General features: G+C 58.4%; 29 protein-coding genes. 14 read left to right on the top strand and 15 right to left on the bottom strand.

Features of this window, described 5'->3' with window-relative positions; all coding sequences use genetic code 11:
• The first annotated feature begins 359 nt into the window (after window positions 1-359).
• Entirely contained in the window at window positions 360-773 is a 414-nt protein-coding gene (locus ASD64_RS20960) for a hypothetical protein (protein ID WP_156460070.1), read from the top strand.
• A 7-nt stretch (window positions 774-780) separates the two neighbouring features.
• Window positions 781-1,227 (top strand): hypothetical protein, encoded by a 447-nt coding sequence (locus ASD64_RS08075; protein WP_056103432.1) that lies wholly within the window; start codon window positions 781-783, stop codon window positions 1,225-1,227.
• Window positions 1,228-1,725: 498 nt separating this feature from the next.
• Here ASD64_RS08075 and ASD64_RS08070 read toward each other — a convergent pair whose 3' ends face one another.
• Window positions 1,726-2,232, bottom strand: a complete 507-nt coding sequence (locus ASD64_RS08070; RefSeq protein ID WP_056103450.1) for an Hsp20/alpha crystallin family protein — start codon at window positions 2,230-2,232, stop codon at window positions 1,726-1,728.
• Between the two features lie 96 nt (window positions 2,233-2,328).
• Entirely contained in the window at window positions 2,329-2,823 is a 495-nt protein-coding gene (locus tag ASD64_RS08065; protein ID WP_056103447.1) for an Hsp20 family protein, read from the bottom strand.
• A gap of 226 nt (window positions 2,824-3,049) precedes the next feature.
• Between ASD64_RS08065 and ASD64_RS08060 the strand changes: the two genes are divergently transcribed.
• A complete protein-coding gene (locus ASD64_RS08060) occupies window positions 3,050-3,265 on the top strand; it encodes a hypothetical protein (protein ID WP_056103444.1) in 216 nt (71 codons plus the stop codon).
• Window positions 3,266-3,390: 125 nt separating this feature from the next.
• A complete protein-coding gene (locus ASD64_RS08055) occupies window positions 3,391-3,714 on the top strand; it encodes a DUF982 domain-containing protein (protein ID WP_082549912.1) in 324 nt (107 codons plus the stop codon).
• Here the strand turns inward: ASD64_RS08055 and ASD64_RS08050 are convergent.
• Both ASD64_RS08050 and ASD64_RS08045 read right to left on the bottom strand, forming a co-directional pair.
• The gene (locus ASD64_RS08050) at window positions 3,698-3,976 is read right to left on the bottom strand and encodes an usg protein (RefSeq protein ID WP_056103430.1); all 279 of its coding nucleotides are present in this window, start codon (window positions 3,974-3,976) and stop codon (window positions 3,698-3,700) included. The genes ASD64_RS08055 and ASD64_RS08050 overlap by 17 nt on opposite strands.
• A 23-nt stretch (window positions 3,977-3,999) precedes the next feature.
• Window positions 4,000-4,341: a hypothetical protein gene (locus tag ASD64_RS08045; protein ID WP_056103427.1), complete on the bottom strand. Its 342-nt coding sequence runs from the start codon at window positions 4,339-4,341 to the stop codon at window positions 4,000-4,002.
• Between the two features lie 336 nt (window positions 4,342-4,677).
• Here ASD64_RS08045 and groES point away from each other — a divergent pair, with 336 nt between their 5' ends.
• From groES to ASD64_RS08025, 4 genes are all read left to right on the top strand, one after another.
• Entirely contained in the window at window positions 4,678-4,992 is a 315-nt protein-coding gene (gene groES / locus ASD64_RS08040) for a co-chaperone GroES (RefSeq protein ID WP_056103425.1), read from the top strand.
• A gap of 60 nt (window positions 4,993-5,052) precedes the next feature.
• Window positions 5,053-6,681: a chaperonin GroEL gene (groL, locus tag ASD64_RS08035; RefSeq protein WP_056103422.1), complete on the top strand. Its 1,629-nt coding sequence runs from the start codon at window positions 5,053-5,055 to the stop codon at window positions 6,679-6,681.
• Between the two features lie 68 nt (window positions 6,682-6,749).
• Window positions 6,750-6,980: a hypothetical protein gene (locus tag ASD64_RS08030; RefSeq protein ID WP_056103419.1), complete on the top strand. Its 231-nt coding sequence runs from the start codon at window positions 6,750-6,752 to the stop codon at window positions 6,978-6,980.
• A 183-nt stretch (window positions 6,981-7,163) separates the two neighbouring features.
• Window positions 7,164-7,379 carry a hypothetical protein gene (locus ASD64_RS08025; protein WP_056103415.1) on the top strand — a complete coding sequence of 72 codons (216 nt, stop codon included), beginning with the start codon at window positions 7,164-7,166 and terminating at the stop codon, window positions 7,377-7,379.
• A 137-nt stretch (window positions 7,380-7,516) separates the two neighbouring features.
• Here ASD64_RS08025 and ASD64_RS08020 read toward each other — a convergent pair whose 3' ends face one another.
• From ASD64_RS08020 to ASD64_RS07995, 6 genes are all read right to left on the bottom strand, one after another.
• Entirely contained in the window at window positions 7,517-7,801 is a 285-nt protein-coding gene (locus ASD64_RS08020) for a DUF982 domain-containing protein (protein WP_056103413.1), read from the bottom strand.
• A gap of 17 nt (window positions 7,802-7,818) precedes the next feature.
• Window positions 7,819-8,121: a DUF982 domain-containing protein gene (locus ASD64_RS08015; RefSeq protein ID WP_056103410.1), complete on the bottom strand. Its 303-nt coding sequence runs from the start codon at window positions 8,119-8,121 to the stop codon at window positions 7,819-7,821.
• A gap of 421 nt (window positions 8,122-8,542) precedes the next feature.
• A complete protein-coding gene (locus ASD64_RS20570; protein WP_082549911.1) occupies window positions 8,543-9,019 on the bottom strand; it encodes a hypothetical protein in 477 nt (158 codons plus the stop codon).
• A gap of 47 nt (window positions 9,020-9,066) precedes the next feature.
• A complete protein-coding gene (locus tag ASD64_RS08005) occupies window positions 9,067-9,540 on the bottom strand; it encodes a TspO/MBR family protein (RefSeq protein WP_056103404.1) in 474 nt (157 codons plus the stop codon).
• Between the two features lie 57 nt (window positions 9,541-9,597).
• Window positions 9,598-9,822 (bottom strand): DUF378 domain-containing protein, encoded by a 225-nt coding sequence (locus ASD64_RS08000; RefSeq protein WP_056103401.1) that lies wholly within the window; start codon window positions 9,820-9,822, stop codon window positions 9,598-9,600.
• A gap of 73 nt (window positions 9,823-9,895) precedes the next feature.
• Window positions 9,896-10,384: a fasciclin domain-containing protein gene (locus tag ASD64_RS07995; protein ID WP_056103398.1), complete on the bottom strand. Its 489-nt coding sequence runs from the start codon at window positions 10,382-10,384 to the stop codon at window positions 9,896-9,898.
• A 163-nt stretch (window positions 10,385-10,547) separates the two neighbouring features.
• On the opposite strand from ASD64_RS07995, the gene ASD64_RS07990 reads away from it, so the two are divergent.
• The 3 genes from ASD64_RS07990 (at window position 10,548) to ASD64_RS07980 (ending at window position 11,911) form a co-directional block, all read left to right on the top strand.
• Window positions 10,548-11,126 (top strand): helix-turn-helix domain-containing protein, encoded by a 579-nt coding sequence (locus ASD64_RS07990; RefSeq protein ID WP_056103395.1) that lies wholly within the window; start codon window positions 10,548-10,550, stop codon window positions 11,124-11,126.
• Window positions 11,127-11,162: 36 nt separating this feature from the next.
• The gene (locus ASD64_RS07985; protein ID WP_056103392.1) at window positions 11,163-11,594 is read left to right on the top strand and encodes a potassium channel family protein; all 432 of its coding nucleotides are present in this window, start codon (window positions 11,163-11,165) and stop codon (window positions 11,592-11,594) included.
• 125 nt (window positions 11,595-11,719) lie between these two features.
• Window positions 11,720-11,911 carry a hypothetical protein gene (locus ASD64_RS07980; RefSeq protein WP_056103389.1) on the top strand — a complete coding sequence of 64 codons (192 nt, stop codon included), beginning with the start codon at window positions 11,720-11,722 and terminating at the stop codon, window positions 11,909-11,911.
• A gap of 676 nt (window positions 11,912-12,587) precedes the next feature.
• On the opposite strand, the gene ASD64_RS07975 is transcribed toward ASD64_RS07980, so the two are convergent.
• From ASD64_RS07975 to ASD64_RS07970, 3 genes are all read right to left on the bottom strand, one after another.
• Window positions 12,588-12,863 (bottom strand): hypothetical protein, encoded by a 276-nt coding sequence (locus tag ASD64_RS07975; protein WP_056103386.1) that lies wholly within the window; start codon window positions 12,861-12,863, stop codon window positions 12,588-12,590.
• A gap of 89 nt (window positions 12,864-12,952) precedes the next feature.
• Window positions 12,953-13,150, bottom strand: a complete 198-nt coding sequence (locus tag ASD64_RS21655; RefSeq protein WP_082549909.1) for a hypothetical protein — start codon at window positions 13,148-13,150, stop codon at window positions 12,953-12,955.
• Between the two features lie 136 nt (window positions 13,151-13,286).
• The gene (locus tag ASD64_RS07970) at window positions 13,287-13,496 is read right to left on the bottom strand and encodes a cold-shock protein (RefSeq protein ID WP_056103441.1); all 210 of its coding nucleotides are present in this window, start codon (window positions 13,494-13,496) and stop codon (window positions 13,287-13,289) included.
• A gap of 502 nt (window positions 13,497-13,998) precedes the next feature.
• Here ASD64_RS07970 and ASD64_RS22015 point away from each other — a divergent pair.
• Entirely contained in the window at window positions 13,999-14,235 is a 237-nt protein-coding gene (locus ASD64_RS22015; protein WP_056103385.1) for a DUF4424 family protein, read from the top strand.
• A gap of 329 nt (window positions 14,236-14,564) precedes the next feature.
• Here the strand turns inward: ASD64_RS22015 and ASD64_RS07960 are convergent, their stop codons facing one another.
• Entirely contained in the window at window positions 14,565-14,918 is a 354-nt protein-coding gene (locus tag ASD64_RS07960; protein ID WP_056103382.1) for a hypothetical protein, read from the bottom strand.
• 89 nt (window positions 14,919-15,007) lie between these two features.
• On the opposite strand from ASD64_RS07960, the gene ASD64_RS07955 reads away from it, so the two are divergent.
• Both ASD64_RS07955 and ASD64_RS07950 read left to right on the top strand, forming a co-directional pair.
• Entirely contained in the window at window positions 15,008-16,681 is a 1,674-nt protein-coding gene (locus ASD64_RS07955; protein WP_056103379.1) for a winged helix-turn-helix domain-containing tetratricopeptide repeat protein, read from the top strand.
• A gap of 126 nt (window positions 16,682-16,807) precedes the next feature.
• Window positions 16,808-16,963, top strand: a complete 156-nt coding sequence (locus tag ASD64_RS07950) for a hypothetical protein (RefSeq protein ID WP_156460067.1) — start codon at window positions 16,808-16,810, stop codon at window positions 16,961-16,963.
• 126 nt (window positions 16,964-17,089) lie between these two features.
• Here the strand turns inward: ASD64_RS07950 and ASD64_RS20560 are convergent, their stop codons facing one another.
• On the bottom strand, window positions 17,090-17,332 hold the full coding sequence (locus tag ASD64_RS20560) for a YMGG-like glycine zipper-containing protein (RefSeq protein WP_082549910.1): 243 nt from the start codon (window positions 17,330-17,332) through the stop codon (window positions 17,090-17,092).
• Window positions 17,333-18,736 lie beyond the last annotated feature (1,404 nt).

Raw genomic sequence — 18,736 nt, 5'->3', positions numbered from 1 at the left:
GCGCTATGGAAAAGCGCGCTTCGCGAGCGGCCTCCGCCGCGCCCAGACTGGCCCGGTTTTACTCCGCCCCAGTGGCCTGGTTTTGCTCCGCCGTTGACATGTGAATTTATGTCCAACCACAAACTGTATTATACTTATATGTTGAGAACATATCCCATTGTGTTTCTGGTATTGGGATTACTGGTAGGCGTACTTTCTGACTACGTAGCGTATTGTCGTGCGACCAAATTCAGGCCGTTGCGCAACGCTTCAGTCCGATCCTTGGCGCGTCATTTCAACCACTATGCCGTGACAATCAAAGAATGGCCGGATGTTACGCTAGAGGTTCCGCCGGCCAGGGCGGCAAATGGCGGGTTGCCATGGAGCGAGGTTCCCGCCGGACTTCGCAGCGATATTGCGACCATGCTGGAGCGACGTTCACGCCCGCGCAAGGCCGCCTCTGGACGTCGACTGCGAAGCTGCAAGCAATCTACCTTGGATCTCATACTGCGGAAGCTGAAGGCAGCCCAGTCAGAACGGGCATCCAGCCTGAAGAGCTTTCTTCGCTTGCGGCCATGCTGCATCCGGATCGTTCAGAGGCAATCATCGATGCCTACTGGCGAGCCGACGGTGAACAACCAGGCAAATACACGATCGAACTCGCAACCTTGTTTCTCGATCTCGCCCGCAGCGAAACGAAGCTTGACGATGAGGGATGCAGGCGGGCGATTTGCAGTTTCGTTCGGGTGGCGGAAGTCCTGGCGCGTTCAATCAGTTCCAGACCGAGCCGGTGACGGGCTGATGATCGCCATGCTTGCGCTGTGCCCCATTCGCCTCAAGAACTTTGCCAGCCTCCAGATCGGCAAGCAGCTTCGAAAGATCAATGACCAGTGGTGGATCATGCTTGCAGCCGAAGAAACCAAGACAGGCCGGGCGGATGAACGTCCGCTGCCAGCCATCCTGACCCCGATTATCGATCAATGGATCGACACTTATCGACCGTGCTTCCTTAGGCCCGGTGACGCATTGTGGGCCTCTACCGCCGGAGGCGCCCTAGCATATACCTATGTCGGTCCGATCATCACTGAGGCGACGAGGCGCGAGCTTGGTGTCGCCGTCAATCCCCATCTCTTCCGCGACTGTGCAGTCTTCACACTCGCACATAACGCTGGCAGCGAAATGGGCGTCGGCACTTTTGCAGCACACCGACCCGCGCGTAACCGAGACTCACTACAACCGCGGCAGTAAGGTCGAAGCCATTAAAAGTTTCCATAGGATCATAATGGCAATTGAGGAAATGGCCTGAGACCGGTCGCCATTACTGTCCGGTGTTGGACCCAAATGGCCAAGATTGGCCACGCCAGTGGACGCCATATGGACGCCAAAATCGAAACTGCAATATCGATTACGAGTTAAGTCTTTGAATTATATGGCGCGCCGGAGAGGATGAAACAGGGAACTCGTATGTGATTGTATATGCGATATAATTTCTGTGCTCGTCGCCAGCGCACCATGTTTGGTGCTAGACGTACGAGATAAGTAGAAATGGGTCCGGTCATAGTCTGGCCTAGCCACGTTGCGCTAGCGACGTCATCCGCCCCAGAAGCTGAACTCAGAAGTGGGCAAGCACGGTGTTGCAGCTTCGCGCCGTTTTCTGGCTGGAACCAGAGACAATCATTTGCAAGATCGAGTTCAATTCCCAATGAATAACCTGGGAAGCGGCGGCGGCCGCTTCCCAGGAGGATATCAGTTCTTGATTTCGATGCGCCTTGCCTGCGACTGCGCTTTGGCCGTCTTTGGCAGCGTAACGGTCAACACGCCGTTGTTGAAACGCGCATCGACCCCTTCTTCCTCGATTTCGTAGCCGAGACGGATAGGACGCTCGAAGCGGCCGTAGTAACGCTCCGAGAACTGCCGGTCCTTGTCCTCGGTCTCCGACCGCTTTTCGCCCTTCAGCGTCAGCACGCCGTCATCGAGCAGAACCTCGATGTCCTTTTCCTCCAGTCCGGGCACCTCTGCCGTAACCTTGATCTCCTTGTCGTTGTCGGAGATTTCAACGCTCGGCCAGTTCCCGCCGAAGGAAGACGCTCTGCCGACGGACGGCAGGCCGCCGTCGAACCCGCGGAAAACGTCGTCGAAAAGCCGGTTCACTTCGCGGTGCAACGACAGGAAGGGGTCACGCTCGTCGCTGCGGAACAGGCTTGGCACGCGGCTCTCCTCGCGCCCCCAGGGAATAAGATCGCGTACGCTCATCGTCATTCTCCTTTCGTCAATGTTGATACCCGCTTAGGCAGTCTTTTTCCGCCGCCGGATAGCCAGTATTGGGCGCCGGACTTCATTCGGACTGCCTCAGGCGGCCTGCTTCTCGGCGACCGGCGTGCCTGCGCCCTTGGCGGTTTTGGTGCCGATGCGAGACTCGGCTTGGCCGCTGCCGATCTCGATCCGCCGCGGCTTCATCTCCTCGGGAATCTCGCGCTGAAGATCGATCGTCAGCAGGCCGTTGACGAGACACGCTCCTGTCACCTTCACATGGTCAGCAAGCTCGAAGCGACGCTCGAACGGCCGCCCGGCAATGCCGCGATGCACATACTCGCCATTATCATCTGCGGTTTTCTCGCCGGCGATGATAAGCAGGTTTGGCTCATGCACGATGGTCAATTCGTCCTGACCGAACCCTGCCACCACCATGGTGATGCGATAGGCATCTTCGCCGGTCCTGGCGATGTCGTAGGGCGGCCAATTGTCGACATTTGGCGTGCGGCTGGCATTCTCGAGCATAGCGAAAACGCGATCAAAGCCGATGCTCGACCGATAGAGCGGGGAAAAGTCGAAAGCAGTTCTCATAGCCACATCCTCCATAACTGAGCAACATGGGTACGAGGAGCGCCAAGGATGCGGCGCTCCTTGACCTTGCCGACCCCGAACGGGCGCCGGCAGCATCGATCTGGGAATTCGTTTTTCGGACGTCAAGGGGGTCCATCGCGGAACGCCCTTCAGCAATGTGCATTGTGTCTTGCCATTGCCGGAGGGAATTCCCCTTCCGGCCGGCACCTTTCAGGGGAGAGCGGCCATGCCAATGACGCGAGAAGAGATTGTATCTGTCCTTGGGCCGGCGGAGGAAACGCTTATCGCCGATATCCTGTCTACCGGCGCTTCCTTCGAGGAATTGCGGGAAGCTTGGGCCTGGCTCAACGGCGAGGAGGCGCTGATGGGCGAGGGACGACCGCTACCCGGAACGCGCGTGGCGGAACTGATCGATCTACTCGACCCCGACGAAGAGGAATGAGCATTCCACCTAAACGGTTGCGGTCTTGATGTTCCGCGTAAAGCCCCCATCTCCTGCCTGGATGTGCGTCATGATGCCGTCCGATTGCTTGCTCGCAAAAGACGTTGAAAAAGATGGAGGAAGTGATGAACGACGTTTGGTTTCCCCAACCTGTCGCCCTTAAATTTCTTACCGGGCCGCGCAATGTGGCCAGCAGCTTCGAGGCGCTGGAATGCCTGAATCAGCAGTGGCCCGAATGGGCGCGCGGACGCAGCTGGCGCGCGGCACGACGCGCCTGCCGCGATGCGCTGGACGGCTGGCGCATCGCGCGCGACGCGCACAAGGCGTTCCTCAAGGCAGCCAGGCGCGCCGGGCTGGTCCCGTCGGCGACGCGTTCTCCCCGCAAGTCGCGCGCGGCACGGACGATTGGCAGCCCCCGACCCGAGATGACGTTCAGTGGATGGCAATAATGCCGTCGACGGCGCGCCATTCCGAAGGTTTGATAAGGCGGTGGTGGGCGACGCGAACGGAATGCAGCGCGCCCTCCAGTTCGCGTTCCCAGTAACCGAGAAAGCCTTTCAGTTCCGGAAAGTGGGGCGCCAGATCGTACTCCTGCCAGACATAGAGCTGCAGCAGGCTGGGATGATCCGGCAGATGGTAATGGATCTCGGCCGTGGTCAGACCGTAGCCCTCCATCTGCAGGCTAAATTCCCTGCTGACCGCAGTGGCCATGTGCGTCTCCTTCGCTTGTGATGTCATGCATCCAGCCGTTTTGGCATGCGCTTGTGTTCTGCGGACAGCTGTGGCGCTTGCGCGGCTGTATCGAGTTGGCACAGCGCGTCCATGATCTGGTCGAAGGTGACCGGCTGCTCGGCTCCTGGCGGCCGGCGCAACGCCGGGACGGATTCCACGGCACAAGCATCTGAAGCCCAGGACGACAGGATCGCCCGCTTCTCATGGATGTCGAGCGTTTCGTCCTTCAGGATGTGATCCGGATGCTTGAAATGCCTCGCCGGCGACAACAGTCGGTCAAGTGCGAGGTCGGATGTTTCGGGAACAAGAGAGGGGATGATCGGCGAGAGCGTTTGTCGGTTCATCTTGGTCCTCCGTCTTCCCAAAAAGCTCCCTTGTACAGGCTTCGATTTCCAGACTCGCCGATGGCGAGGGTTCAGATAATTTTGTTCGGCCGCTCGGAAAATTCAAGTGAAAATGTGGGGCAACAGTCCGATTAGCTGTATGTTTTCATGGCACTAGCGCTCTATCAGTGCAAGTGCCAAAAAAATTTCGCGACAACTCTTGAAACCGGAAAATCGCAAAACTAGCTCGATAAGCGCGCAATGCCGAAAGGGTCGCGCGAGCCCCGCATCGGACCGGTATTACCGGTCTGGTGTGGAGGAACCTCAAAAAATCTGTTTGTCCTGAAGGAGAACGATATGACGTTCCGTCCATTGCATGACCGTATCCTGGTCCGCCGCATCGAAGCCGAGGAGAAAACGGCCGGCGGCATCATTATTCCCGATACCGCCAAGGAAAAGCCGCAGGAAGGCGAGGTCGTCGCCGTCGGCCCTGGCGCGCGCGACGAAAGCGGCAAGCTCGTCGAACTCGACGTCAAGGTCGGCGACCGCGTCCTGTTCGGAAAGTGGTCCGGCACCGAGATCAAGCTGAACGGCGAGGATCTGCTCATCATGAAGGAAAGCGATGTGATGGGCGTGATCGAGCAGACGGCCACGCTGAAGAAAGCGGCCTGACGAGGCTTCGATCCCGATCTCAACCAGTCAATGAAAGCTGCCTAACGAAGGAGTGATCCAATGGCTGCCAAGGAAGTCAAGTTTCATACTGAAGCACGCGAGAAGATGCTGCGTGGTGTCGACATCCTCGCCAACGCCGTCAAGGTGACACTAGGTCCCAAGGGCCGCAACGTCGTCATCGACAAGTCGTTCGGCGCGCCGCGCATCACCAAGGACGGCGTCACCGTCGCCAAGGAAATCGAACTGGAAGATAAGTTCGAGAACATGGGCGCGCAGATGGTGCGCGAAGTCGCCTCCAAGACCAACGACCTCGCAGGTGACGGCACCACGACCGCGACTGTTCTGGCCCAGGCCATCGTCAGGGAAGGTGCCAAGGCGGTCGCCTCCGGCATGAATCCGATGGACCTGAAGCGCGGCATCGACAAGGCGGTGGACGCCGTGGTCGCCGAGTTGAAGGCCAACGCGCGCAAGATAACGAAGAATGACGAAATCGCCCAGGTCGGCACCATCTCGGCCAATGGCGACGCCGAGATAGGTCGTTTCCTGGCGGAAGCGATGCAGAAGGTCGGCAACGAGGGCGTCATCACCGTCGAGGAAGCCAAGACCGCCGAAACCGAGCTTGAGGTGGTGGAAGGCATGCAGTTCGACCGCGGCTATCTCAGCCCCTATTTCATCACCAACCAGGACAAGATGCGCGTGGAATTGGAAGAGCCTTATGTCTTGATCCATGAGAAGAAGCTCGGCAATCTCCAAGCCATGCTTCCCGTTCTGGAGGCTGTGGTCCAGTCAGGCAAACCGCTGCTCATCATCGCCGAGGATGTCGAGGGCGAGGCTCTTGCCACGCTGGTCGTCAACAAGCTCAGGGGGGGGCTGAAGGTTGCCGCCGTCAAGGCGCCCGGCTTCGGCGATCGCCGCAAGGCCATGCTCGAAGATATCGCCATCCTCACCGGCGGCACCGCGATCAGCGAGGATCTCGGCATCAAGCTGGAGAACGTTACCCTCCAGATGCTCGGCCGCGCCAAGAAGGTGACGATCGAGAAGGAAAACACCACGATCGTCGACGGTGCCGGCCGGAAGGAAGAAATCCAGGGTCGCATAACGCAGATCAAGGCTCAGATCGAAGAGACCACTTCCGACTACGATCGCGAGAAACTGCAGGAGCGTCTGGCTAAGCTGGCCGGCGGCGTCGCCGTGATCCGCGTGGGAGGCTCGACCGAGGTGGAGGTTAAGGAAAAGAAGGATCGCGTCGACGATGCGCTCCACGCCACCCGTGCGGCCGTGGAGGAAGGCATCCTTCCCGGCGGCGGCGTTGCGCTGCTGCGGGCCGTTAAGGCGCTCGATGCTCTGCCAACCGACAATGCCGATCAGAAATACGGCATCGACATTGTGCGCCGCGCCATCGAGGCTCCGGTTCGGCAGATCGCCGAGAATGCCGGCGCGGAAGGCTCGATCATCGTCGGCAAGCTGCGCGAGAAGACCGACTTCGCCTGGGGCTGGAACGCCCAGACAGGTGAATATGGCGACCTCTACAAGCAGGGCGTCATCGATCCCGCCAAAGTCGTGCGCACCGCGCTGCAGGACGCCGCTTCGGTCGCTGGCCTGCTGGTGACCACCGAGGCGATGGTGGCCGAAAAGCCGAAGAAGGAAACCGCGCCCGCCATGCCTGCCGGCGCCGGCATGGACTTCTAGGCCGTCGATCAGCCGGCCCGCTCCCGCTGTCGGGAGCGGGCCATTCCACCAGCATCAGGAGGTTTGTAATGAACGCGACGACCGGCACCGGAACGATCTCGGCACCTACATGCTCGCCGAAAGAGTTCCTCGCCTATGAAACGCAATGCCGAAGCGCCTTGAAACCGCTGCTGACGTGCCTGCTGGACATGGCAGAATCCGCTGGCTGGAACCGGCGCACAGCAGCCTCGACCTTGATGTTCCTGGCTGCGCAGCATGTCTCTGCGGTTTCGGAAGCGTCCACGCGAGTTGAAATCTGACGCTCCTCCCCTGCTTGGGGACATGCTTGTACAGGACAGCAGTGAAGGGCCGTTCCATTGCTTCCGATTGCAAAAGTTGTGTTCGCAGCGCCCTAACAAAAAGGACACAAACACCCTTCTTGTTTTCGACAAGGTAGTGTTACCATGTAATCTCGGCAGGAAGGGGGGCTGAGGATCCGAGCGGTGCAGAAGTATCTGAATCATAAGCTCGAATGCCCCTATTGCGGTACCATCCGGCTGCGGATTCCCGCTGACGCCATCGAGTCGACCGAAATCAAATGCGATGACTGCGGCAAACACCTAGGCACCTGGGGCGAGCTACAGGACGATTTTGCAAGCCAAGGTGGCCACGATGGCATTTTCCGGCTGTCGGGAGGCAGGATCAAACGTATCGAGTAAAAACGGGCACGCACACCGCAATCAATACCAATCGGTATCGTTCGCGATACCTCGGATAGCGAGGCGTTCCCCGCGCCCATTTTGCAAGAGACGATGGCGGCGGCACGATGGCCGCCGCCCTGAAGTTGTGTTGCGGATCAGACCTGTAACCGCTGTCCGGAATTTGTAACCGCCGGCATCACTTCCTCTTCGACCAGGATGTCCTTCTTTCTGGCGAACTGGACCAGGATGCCGCGCGCCGTTTCTGGGGCGATCTCGCCGGCCAGTGCAGCTTTGCAGGCACGGATCGCCGCCTTCTGCTCCGGGCTGTTTCCACACCAATCCACGACGAACTGGTAGGCATCCACGACGGTGTTCAGTTGCCGAGGAAAACCAAGCCCGACCCACACGCGCACAGGCTTTTCGAAGTGTCGAGAAAGCATCGTACCCTCCCATTACCTCAGGCTGCTACACCGCCAGTCTCGCCGGCCTTCCCGGCCACCCAGGGAACCGCCGTGGAGACATCCTCGAGGATTCTCGCCGAACGGGCAAAGCCGGCGAACGCGTCGCGCGCTGCCTTCAGCGTCATAAGGCCATCGAACGCGCGGTGGCATGCTCGCTTCGCCGTCTCATAGATCACGCCACGACGGTGCTTGGGCCATTCGTCGAGGAAATCGCAGGCATCCTCAAGGCAGGCGATCTCCTGGATGAGACCTTCAGCGGCTCGCACGAACACAGGAATTTCGAATGTTCTCTCGCTCATTGAAACCTCCAATGGTTGAACGATTTCAGTTGGTTGAGGAATGACCGTCCCAAAGATTGGCGGCGATCATAAGAGAATATGTGAATATCGATTGTTGACGTCAAGACCAGGAGATGTGGGCAAGAATTGACACGCGGGCCGCGACACGCGACCGACCAACTCTCCGTGGAGTCGGTCAATCCGTCTTTGACAGCAACGTCGGTTTCTGGAGCTTGCGGGACCACTGTCGGCAACTGTCTGGCGACGCGATGGTTTTGCATAATGCCATCGAAGCCGATCGGCGTATGCTGTGCCAGTCCCATGGTGCTTTCGGGGCTGTCATGTTTGCCCTAGCACTCTGCGCGTTAACCGTTGGAACTCGGTAGTTGAAAGCAATTGCTCTATTTGGAACGCAGATTCGACGCTCCCACCAACTGCCGATTCAAATTTTCCGGCCGTCATAAGCCCAATGCAGCAGAGCTTGACGTTGGCGGCATCGGCACCAGATGTCGCCCGGCTCGCAATAACGCCGCACCTGCGCCACGTGGCGTCGCATAGCTTTCCATCGACCGATTTGGCGTTCGTCCTCTCCTGGCAATCTGCGTCCGTGGAAGTAGCGGCAATACCACTGGAACCATCCGCGTGGATCATCCGGATGGATCCAGCCCTTGGCCCGCCAGACCCGGAGAGGCTGACTGGCATCGACGCCGAAGTAGTTCAGTGAGGGATTGCGGGCGCCCGGCGCCAGACGTGCGTGCCGAAACCAGCTATCCGGGAATTCTTCCCGGCAGTCGGTCATGTACTTGCCGCCGAACACGCCGAGAGCCAACATGGTTTCTGGGGTGAGGTCGGGGTGGAAATCGAGATGCAAACCGCCACCGACAGGGGCTGCGAGGCGGTAGCGGTAGCCCTGCTGCATCCGGTCGTTTACTTCTACCCAGTGGTCGGCCAACCTCGTCCTCCTGCTTATGAGGGGATGGCGCTGTTGCGCCGCCAGACCGAGAGATTGAGCAGCAAGGCAAAGCTCACCCAGCAAAGATAGGGCGCAAGCACTGCGGCTGCCGTTGCTTCTATCGGATAGAACAGGACGATTGTTGCGACGATTGACAGCCATAACAAGACCATCTCGGCTAACGCCCATCCAATTCTGCGAAGGCCGAAAAAGATCGGCGACCAGGCGGCATTCAACAGCAATTGAGTGCCGTATGCCGACAGCGGCAATACCGCGTCTCCAAACCCGGCTTCCCGCCAGACTAGCCAGCCAGCCAGAGCTATCGTCGCATAGAGAAACGTCCAGACCGGGCCAAACAACCAGTCGGGAGGCCGCCAGGATGGCTTGTTCAGCCGCTGGTACCATTCGCCAGGGCGGAAAAGGATGCCGCCGATGCCGGCTGCGAAAGACGCAGCCCCGAATGCGAATAGTGCCAGCAAGGAAGCCATACCTCGTGTCAAGCCAAGGAGAGGTTGCCGGTCAGGCAACCTCTCCTGATGCTGCGCCTAGCGGGCGTGCCCGGCGGTAGCCTCGTTCCATCCCAACGCAGAAACAAGCGGCACGATCTGCCATGCTGCCGACAGCCCCACGACGACATAGACAATACGGGCGAGGGCCGACTCCGCTCCGAATAGGGCGGCAACGAGATCGAAATCAGCCAGGCCTACCAAGCCCCAATTCAGCCCTCCAACTATAAGCAGCGCCAAGGTCAGGACATTTAAAATCTTCATGACATTCTCCTGCTGTAATGTTCCAGTTGCGGTGCGCGGCTTCTGTCCGCCCGCTGGCTGCGTCCGCGAAGGCCTAGCCTTGCGGCGGCATGAGTACCTTGTCGATGACGTGAATCACGCCGTTGGTCGTACCAACGTCGGCCTTGGTGACATTGGCATCGTCGACTTTCACTGAACCGCCGTTGACCTGGATATCGATCGGCTTGCCGTTGACGGTCTTGGCCTCATCCAGTTTCGTGACGTCGGCAGCCATTACCTTGCCCTGCACCACATGGTAGGTGAGCACATCCACAAGCTTTTGCTTGTTTTCGGGTTTCAGCAGGGTTTCGACGGTCCCGGCCGGCAGCTTGGCAAATGCGTCATCGGTCGGGGCAAAGACCGTAAAAGGCCCGTCGCCTTTGAGAGTGGGAACCAATCCAGCGGCGTCGAGTGCTGCGGCGAGGGTTTTGAACTGGCCAGAGCCGACAGCGGTGTCGACGATATCCTTATCGGCAGCATGTGCGGGCATGGCGAGCGCGGCCATAGAGAACATGGCTGCGGCGAATGTTTGCTTCAGTCTCATCGTCTTCTCCTTCGGTTGAAAAGCTCACGATCCAGCGAGCGATAATTTTCATACAGCGACAAGGGGATTTCATAACATTCAAATTTTCGTGACATGAAATGGTTTTCAATTGACAGTCAAAAGAACGAGAGGCATTTGTCATGTCATGAAAAGGAAATGACGCGTGTTGTCTGACACCCTCACTGATGAGCTCGAGCGCTACCGGATCGGGCCGCGCATCAAGGCCCTGCGCCTGAAGAAAAAGATGGGACTGGTTCAACTGGGCGCGCATACCGGCCTGTCGTCGGCGATGCTGTCGAAGATCGAGCGGGGGCAGCTTTTCCCCACGCTGCCGACGCTGCTGCGGATTGCGCTGGTCTTCGGCGTCGATCTGGATCACTTTTTCAGCAAGGAGGGACCGCGCCTGGCGGTGACCAGACAGGGACAGCGCCTGAGGCTTCCGGTTCCGGCAGGAGAAGCGGTCCCGGCCTATTCGTTTGAGAGTCTGGATTATCCGATCGCTGATCGACGAATGGATGCCTATTTCGCGGAGTTCAAGGGACCTGCAAAGCCAGCCCAGCTGCACCAGCACGGAGGTGCCGAATTCATTTATGTTCTGAGCGGTCGATTGAACGTGAATGTCGACGGCGAGGACGTGGCGCTTGATGCGGGGGATGCGATGTATTTCGATTCTAACGTTCCGCACAGCTACCGTCGGGGGAGTGACGAAAACTGCTCGGCAATCGTCGTAACGACCCCCTGACAAATGCGCCTTTGCAGGCGATTAGGAGCGCGCTTAATGACCCATAACCTCGTCCTTGGAACCGTCATGATAACGCTGACGGTGCTGGTTCATACATTTGGCCTGATGGCCGTGACGCGGGTAATGGCGCAAATGACTGCGCGCTTCAGAATGCACGGTCACCGCAGCCGGGTGGTGGCAATGATCAGTGTCGTCATGGGTCTGTTCGTCGTACTAACCGTCGAAATTTGGCTTTGGGCAGCCTGCTATCTCGCAATCGGCATGCTGCAAGGTATTGAAAGTGCTCTTTACTTTTCCACCGTGACTTTTGCCACAGTTGGCTACGGCGATATTTTTCCGACGCGCGACTGGCGTGTGCTCGCCGCTCTTGAAGGCATAAACGGCTTCCTGCTGATTGGCTGGTCTACAGCCTATCTCGTCGCCGCTGGCACAAGGGTCGGCCCCTTCAAGTCCGGCGAACATTTTTGATGCCGGAAGCTGGATGCGTGACGCTTCCTTGGTGCCGCGAAAGTGCCAGTTGTGGACGCGTCTTGAGGCGCTCGGGCGCGACCGGGGTGATAGCTTGCGAATGGTATCCATAGGTCGGTGCGGTCATGGTGAGCAACTTGCGGTCGGTCGGTGTGCTGCTGCTCAGCACATTCGTCATGATGCTGGCGGTCGGCCTGCAGGGAATGCTCATTCCGTTGCGCGCCGCAGCCGAAGGCTGGAGCCGCACCGAAATCGACCTGCTAAGGGCAATTCGCGCCGTAGTGGCAACCAGTATCCAGTACCTCCACCCTACATAGGCATCGTCGTCGCGGCCGTAATGTTCGTGACGACCTCGGGACGTTCTTCGCTGGTGGCGTTCTCCTCATCCTTTGCGGACTCGCCTTGATGGTGGTTCCAGTCAGTTCGCGTCGGCGACCTGGAGCGTGAAGCCGATTTCAGCGCGAATGACCAACGTGTGACCAAGCCCGATCGGCGATTTCATGGTAAAATTGACTGTTGGCGCACCGGTCAGGATAAAGCTGGGCACTGTTATGTTATTGTAGGCGCAATATAATTTCTGTAGCTGCTGTCTGCTCTGGGGTGGGTAGGAGACCGTCGGCCTTCTGGTAGATCTCCAGGAAGTGGACGTGGATGGCTTGGCAAAGTCGGGGCCTAAACGGACTGGCAGTCTCGAGGCTCGAATTTTCAGGATCGGCCTTTCGGGCGTCCTGTGCCAGGTCCCGGTTCGGGGCGGGTGCTCCCTATCTGATCCGATGAGGAAAGGCAGCCATCGCAAGGTTGGCAACCGTGCCATACCGGCCTGCTCCCAGCCCAAACAATGAGATAGTGGAGAAGCAACAGAAATACTGCCGTTTATACTATCGGACGCCGGAAATATGGCCGGATTGCTGCGAGGGACAACACTTCTCGACATGCGCACAGACGCTGGGCGATGACAACGAAACAAGTGGCTTCAGAATTGACCCTCCCGTATCAAGCGCGGTCAAACGTAAACGACGTGAGTAAGGTTGTAACGAAATTGCTCGCCTTTTCCTTCACGAGCACCTCGGTCCATTCATCCGTGCCGCGCAGTCTTAGGTCGGTATAGATGCTGTCGACGGCCGCCTCTTCGATGCGCTTGATATGCCCCATGAAGGCGGCCTCTCCGCCGGAGAGATACATGTCACGGATGACCATACGCAAGATTTCCTGGATCGCGATCTGCCAGGCGGTGTTGATTGCGTGAATTTCGCCGGTATCGTCTGCCATTGAGGTTCCTCTAGGTGGCTACGTTATCGCATCGTTCACGCCGGTTTGTGTGGACGTAGGTTCAGCAATCGCCGATGCGCGCAGTGCATTCAAACCGGCGCCGCCGCGCGGTCCTGCAGTTCCTTTGCAAGACGTGCTTCACGAAGCCGAAGCGTCTTTTCCTGGCGGGACTTAGCACGGGAGTTCAACTCGTCGGCGGCCGCGTTCTTGCGAGCGAAAAATTGTGATCGAGCATGACTGAAGGCAATCTCCGCCTTCTGGCGCGATCTACTGTATGTTTGAGACATTGATCATTTCCAGGTGCGAGGACGCCAGATACAGCGGCAACAAAAAAGGTCAGGCAATTAGCCTGACCTTCAATAATATCATGCTCTCGACAGTGCCAGTACATCCGTGGTCAACGGAAAGCAGATACCGGATGTCTTAAGCCGTCTGCAGGTTGCAGGCAGACATTTTGCCGGACTTGTTATCGCGCTCCATCTCGAAGCCGATCTTCTGGCCTTCGACGAGTTCGCGCATTCCGGCGCGCTCTACGGCAGAGATGTGCACGAACGCGTCAGCGCCGCCATTGTCGGGCTGGATGAAGCCGAAGCCCTTGGTGGAATTAAACCATTTAACTGTGCCAGTGGTCATGATGAACCCTTTCATAGCAATAGAGGAACCACAACGCCTAAGCGCTGCAGATGGTGATAGCGATTTTTGAAAGAAAAGGTCCGTTCAGGGCGCGGTGCCAATCGCGCAATAACCAAAGCTTAGCAAGCAAACATCGATAGCGTCTATTTAGGTTGGCCTTGCCCAAATGTCAACCTCTAGCTTTCGGAAAACAGCGAATTCGTCATATGGTTGCACTCCATCGCGAACGGGTTGCACCTTTATGCCGGCCCAACTGAGCGACTGCTTATGGAGGATCGAACACCCAAACGGAATGGCCGGGATGGGCGCGTTGCGGACCGGCAGCAATGGAGCAGGCGGCCATGACCCTCGACAGCGATGTGGACAAAGATCGTGATCGCCAGATCATTCCGGGCGATCCCGAGCGCCTCAAGGTCGTCCAATGCCTTGTTGAGCAAGCCTCCTGTCAACCCACTTACCCCAGCCAGCTCGTCAAGGAGCGGCCAAGGACAAACTTTCCGAAATGCGGGGGGAAAGGGACCCGGAGCCGTTCACGGTCGGGTACATCCTCCAGACTGCGAAGAATTGGCATGGTCCGATCGGTGACTTTCGCCTGAAGATATCCAATGGGGTCGGATCGATGTTCAGCTTCTGCGTCCCCGATGGGTTAAGGTCCGTTGGTGACGGAACGAGTTGGGTAGCACAGGATTTCGTGCCCAGTTCGGATTTGAAGGTCCTGTTCTACCTCCAGGACAGCTAGCGGCGTTCAAACGGACTCGTGGCGCGCCGCATCCGGTCGATTTCGGTGGCGCGGCCTTTGCGACCGGTCTGCGCGGCAGCGGCGATGCATGGCGCCCTAAGCGGCAAACACATTGAGGATCGATCCGATGGCCGCCGGGCTTGGCACTCTGTGACAACTGCCGCTAAGGCGGTGACACTGCCGCTTGAACCACTTACCTGAACGAGCAAGTAGCGCCATGAGTTGCCGTTCGAGTAAGCATCCGAGCGGCGGAGTTAGCGCGAAACAGACGTTCGGCCTTTATTACGAAACGCGATGCACCGAGTCCCGGAATGCGGTTGGGCGGCGGCTTAGGACGGTTTGCGTGTGTCACGTCGAATGACCGGTACGAAGAGGTACCTCACGGTGCGTTCGTGCATCAGCAATAGTGCCTTCGTCGTGTCCATATCGGGGGTCGCGGCCGGTCGGGTGCAGAGATAGAACTCGTCGCTGGTGCTCACGATGATGCGAGGGTCGCCTTCTCTGACTTGCTCCCTGAGGCTGGTGACATAGAACCCCTCGGGGTTGGGACGGACATCGCCCCTTGAGGCAGCCTCGTTGACATGGTCAGGGCCGCAGAGTTTCACGATGCGGGAATCCGCTTGTGCAGCCGTTTGCGCTGCCAAGAGAAGAGCGACAGCGATCATGAACCTGGTGCGTTTCATGTCATCCTCCTTTCCAATCCAGTGCTACCAAGATCGCTTGGAAGCGAAGGCCGAATTGGCTAAGCTAGGAAGCGCGCCAGGAGGGTGAAATGTCCCGAAAGGCTCCTGAAATTGACCTGAAACCTGCTGAAACGATCGCGTTTGGCAGTTTTGTCTTCCTGACTAAATGCGAGCAACTTCAAACGGTTGAAGGCAAAACGATTGACCTTCGCAGCCAGTCCGCCGAGGTGCTCTCCGTACTCGCGACGCGACTGGGCGAGATCGTGTCCAAGGATGCGCTGATGCAGGCGGTTTGGCCCGATACTTTCGTCACCGATGACAGCCTTACCCAATGCATTGCCGATATTCGCCGCGCGTTGGGGGACGACGCGCACGTGATTGTGCAAACCCTTCCAAAGCGAGGCTACCGGCTGAATGCCGATCCATCGGACGTAGCAGGCCCAAACGCCGCCGCCGGCGCGGAGCGAGCCAGGACGCGATCCTCGCAACGCAACTTCATTCTTGCTGCGATCGTTCTCGTCGCGGTAGCGATCGGCGCTTACTACGGCGCTGAAACCTGGCGCGCCGCGCCGGTTCGTTCCGGCGACATGCCGAGGATTGCGATACTGCCCTTCGAGGACTTCAGTACTGGTGCGGACAAGGGTTATCTCAGCGATGCCGTCGCCGAGGGTATCATCACCGAGCTGGCGCGGAGCAAGACCTATGCCGTCATCGCCCGGAACTCGAGCTTCAGGTACCGCGGCCACCCGGTCGATGCCAGGCAGATCGGAGACGAACTCGGCGTCGACTACCTGCTCGAAGGCAGCCAGCAGAAGATGGGAGACCGGCTGAAAGTCACCGCCCAGTTGCTGAATGCACAGGCCGGATCGCATATCTGGGCCAACGCCTACAACCGGGAGATTGGCGATCTGTTCGTCGTCCAGGAGGAAATCATCCGCACGCTTGCGGATCGGGTCGGGCGCAGGATCGAGCGGCCCTTGCCACAGAGCGACGCCGCGCAGGTCAGCGCGCTCCGCTATTACCTGATGGGTGGATTCGAGATGCACAACAACTTCTCTGCCGCGGGGAACAAGCTGTTGCGGCAGTTGAACCTCAAGGCGCTCGAAGCGGATCCGGACTCCCAGTTCGGCTATATCGGGCTGGCCTGGTCCTACCGCAATGCCGCGCTATTCGGGTGGCATGCGCCGGAACAAACCTATGAGGAGGCGTTGAAGCGCGCCGCCGAATACGCCGACAAGGCCATCCAACTGGCTCCGGACGACGCCGATTCGCATTTTGCCCGCGCCCAAATCCACTCCGAAGCCGGAGAGGTCGAGCAGGCCCTGGCGCGGTACGATCAAGCGATAGCCCTGAACCCCAGCGATTCGGATATCCTCGTCCACAGTGCGGGCGTGTTGCTGAATATTGGCCGCATCGACGAAGCGATCGCTCGGATCGAGCAGGCCAAGGGCATCGATCCTTTCCACCCGGACTGGTTCCACTGGCAGATGGGCTGGGCTCTTTGGGAAAAGAACGATTGCGGCGCGGCGCTGGCGGCGATGCGGAAAATGTCCAAAATCCAGATTGGCGCACATCGGATGCTTGCGGGAATCCACGCCTGCCTGGGAAACCAGCGGGAGGCAAAGGAAACGCTCGCGGTTTTCCTGGAGGACTCTCCCGGCGATTCTATCCGCGAACAACGCAGGAAGTGGGAGAAGACTATGACGCCCGGAAGTCTCGAGCGCTGGATCGAACACATGCGGATCGCGGGACTGCCGGAGTGACGGCCGACCGTATGCGGTCAAATTAACAGGTCCTGACCCGAGGTTTAAGACCTATACAATATACTGATTTTATTGGACTCTCTTTGCCTGATTTGGATTGGCGCGCAACTGGCTCATGTGTTCCAAGTGGAAGCGATTGGCGACCGCAGTGCCTACCAACAAGTGGGCGATCTCGTCGGCGAAGTGATCATCTCGCATCAGCCTGAGGGGATCATCTGGTGTTGGTGCGAGTTCAAAAAGCTGCCCGTCGCCGCTGAACACGAGAAGCAGGCGGTATCGTAATCGATGAGTTCAATTCGAAATTGTTGCGCCCATACGTAGCCAAAATCGCAGTAGAGACTGGAGCATGTCGAGCGCCGCGAATCGGAGCGCCGCGTCACTGGGCTCCGATCTCCGCAGTTGTTCTTATCAGCAACGAGCCGTGTAAATTCGGCCCTGGCTGTCGCGATATTCGCAGTAGCCGTTGCGTAGATTGCGAACTAATAGGCCGCCTACAGCGCCGGCGCCGGCACCGACGAGTGCTCCTTTTTCACCCCCGGCGACCCCGCCAATGACGGCGCCCGCAGCAGTGCCAACGCTCACGTCTCTCTCTGTCGTAGTGCACCCGCTCAACGCTACGACGGCCGCGAATGCAATTATCAATTTCCGCATATACATTGTTCCTTTCATTCGCTGAGCGCTCGGCAGGGCTCTACCTGCATCTTACGGAGTCGAAATTCCATGCCACGAGCGCGTGGAAAAAAGCCGCAACAAGTTCATTGGTTCCATAAGGGTAAAAAAGGCACAGGCGGCAGGAAGCAGCACCATAATGGCCAAGCTAAAGACAATCCCCCCATTGGTGGCAAAACTGCCGCTGCGGTCACGCGGGAGATATAGGAGCACCGGCGCCTGCAAGAGGGAGACAGAATATCTGGGTGAGGCTTCGTTCACTTGGCATCGGCTTATGTCGGCATAGACAAGAATGCCGCCCGGAGGCGGCCACGTGGGATGATGTAAAAGAGTAAGGTCGGCAAAGGGTGAAGTGTTCGAGCTTCTCTGACGACCGCCCCTATTTTATGCGTAGGCTAGCGAGATGACAACCAGATGAATGGAGGAGGCAACAAAAAAGCCGCGCGAAGGCGGCGAATTGGGCACTCTTGCGATACTAACTATATGCCGACGGTAAGGGGAAACAACCATGCCGGCGCTGCGACCTTTGACTGGCTGTCGGTTATTAGAATGGTGGACTCGTCGTGTTGAACGTCCAATCGTTAGGCTCGGACCTTCCGAAATTTCCGAACGGTCCATGATGACTTTCAAGGAATACTTGGCCAACCGACAAGCGACGAAATCGCCCCGCGGCGCGTTTATCGATCAGGCAAGGTGCGACACACGGTTCCCCAACGTAAAGACTTGGCGAGAGGTCGAAGCCTATCTTCTCAACCAAGGCGCGGAGTTTGAACTGATATCGGCTGGCAGAAACGGCTGGATTGCATACAGGCGGGCTGTGGGCACCATGGCGAACTAACGGCCCCGCGGTTCCCGGCCATATCGCGGCGCAGGAATGGCCGCTCGCGGGCTTTTAGCGCGACCAAGCGCCTAGCTTAGAGTTAGGGCTTTCTGAGACGCAGATTGATACTCTGTTTCTGGCGGCTGAGAAGCCCTCGCCCGCTTATGCCGACCGACGCGGGGTGCAATAGTTGTGAATTGCCCGCGCCGGCCGGTACCGCCCCCGCCTTAGAGATAGCCTAGGAAGTAGAGAATAAAAATCCCGATTAGCGGGACGCCAAGCAACCAAAGTATGAAGCCTCTGACCATGTTGTCCTCCTTTGCGGAATACAATGCGATCTCTCGGGCTTTTGTTCCGCCCCTGACCCTCCCCTGATGGCTGAAAATGGTCGACGCGCTATGGACTTGGGGTCGGAGGGACCGCGCGCCGACCGTGCGGCTCTTGCGTACCGCTCCAACGACATAGGATGCGGGTGCTGGCCGACAACCCGTGTGAGCAGCGCTCGTATGGCTGAACCAGGTCTGCCCGACGGTTGAGATCAACATGCCTTCCTTGAACGGCTGGAT

Origin of the sequence: Mesorhizobium sp. Root157 (assembly GCF_001427385.1) — a bacterium.
Taxonomy (GTDB): Bacteria; Pseudomonadota; Alphaproteobacteria; order Rhizobiales; family Rhizobiaceae; genus Mesorhizobium.
Note: the sequence above shows the minus strand (reverse complement) of the source record. Positions and strands in the feature narration are given on the sequence as shown.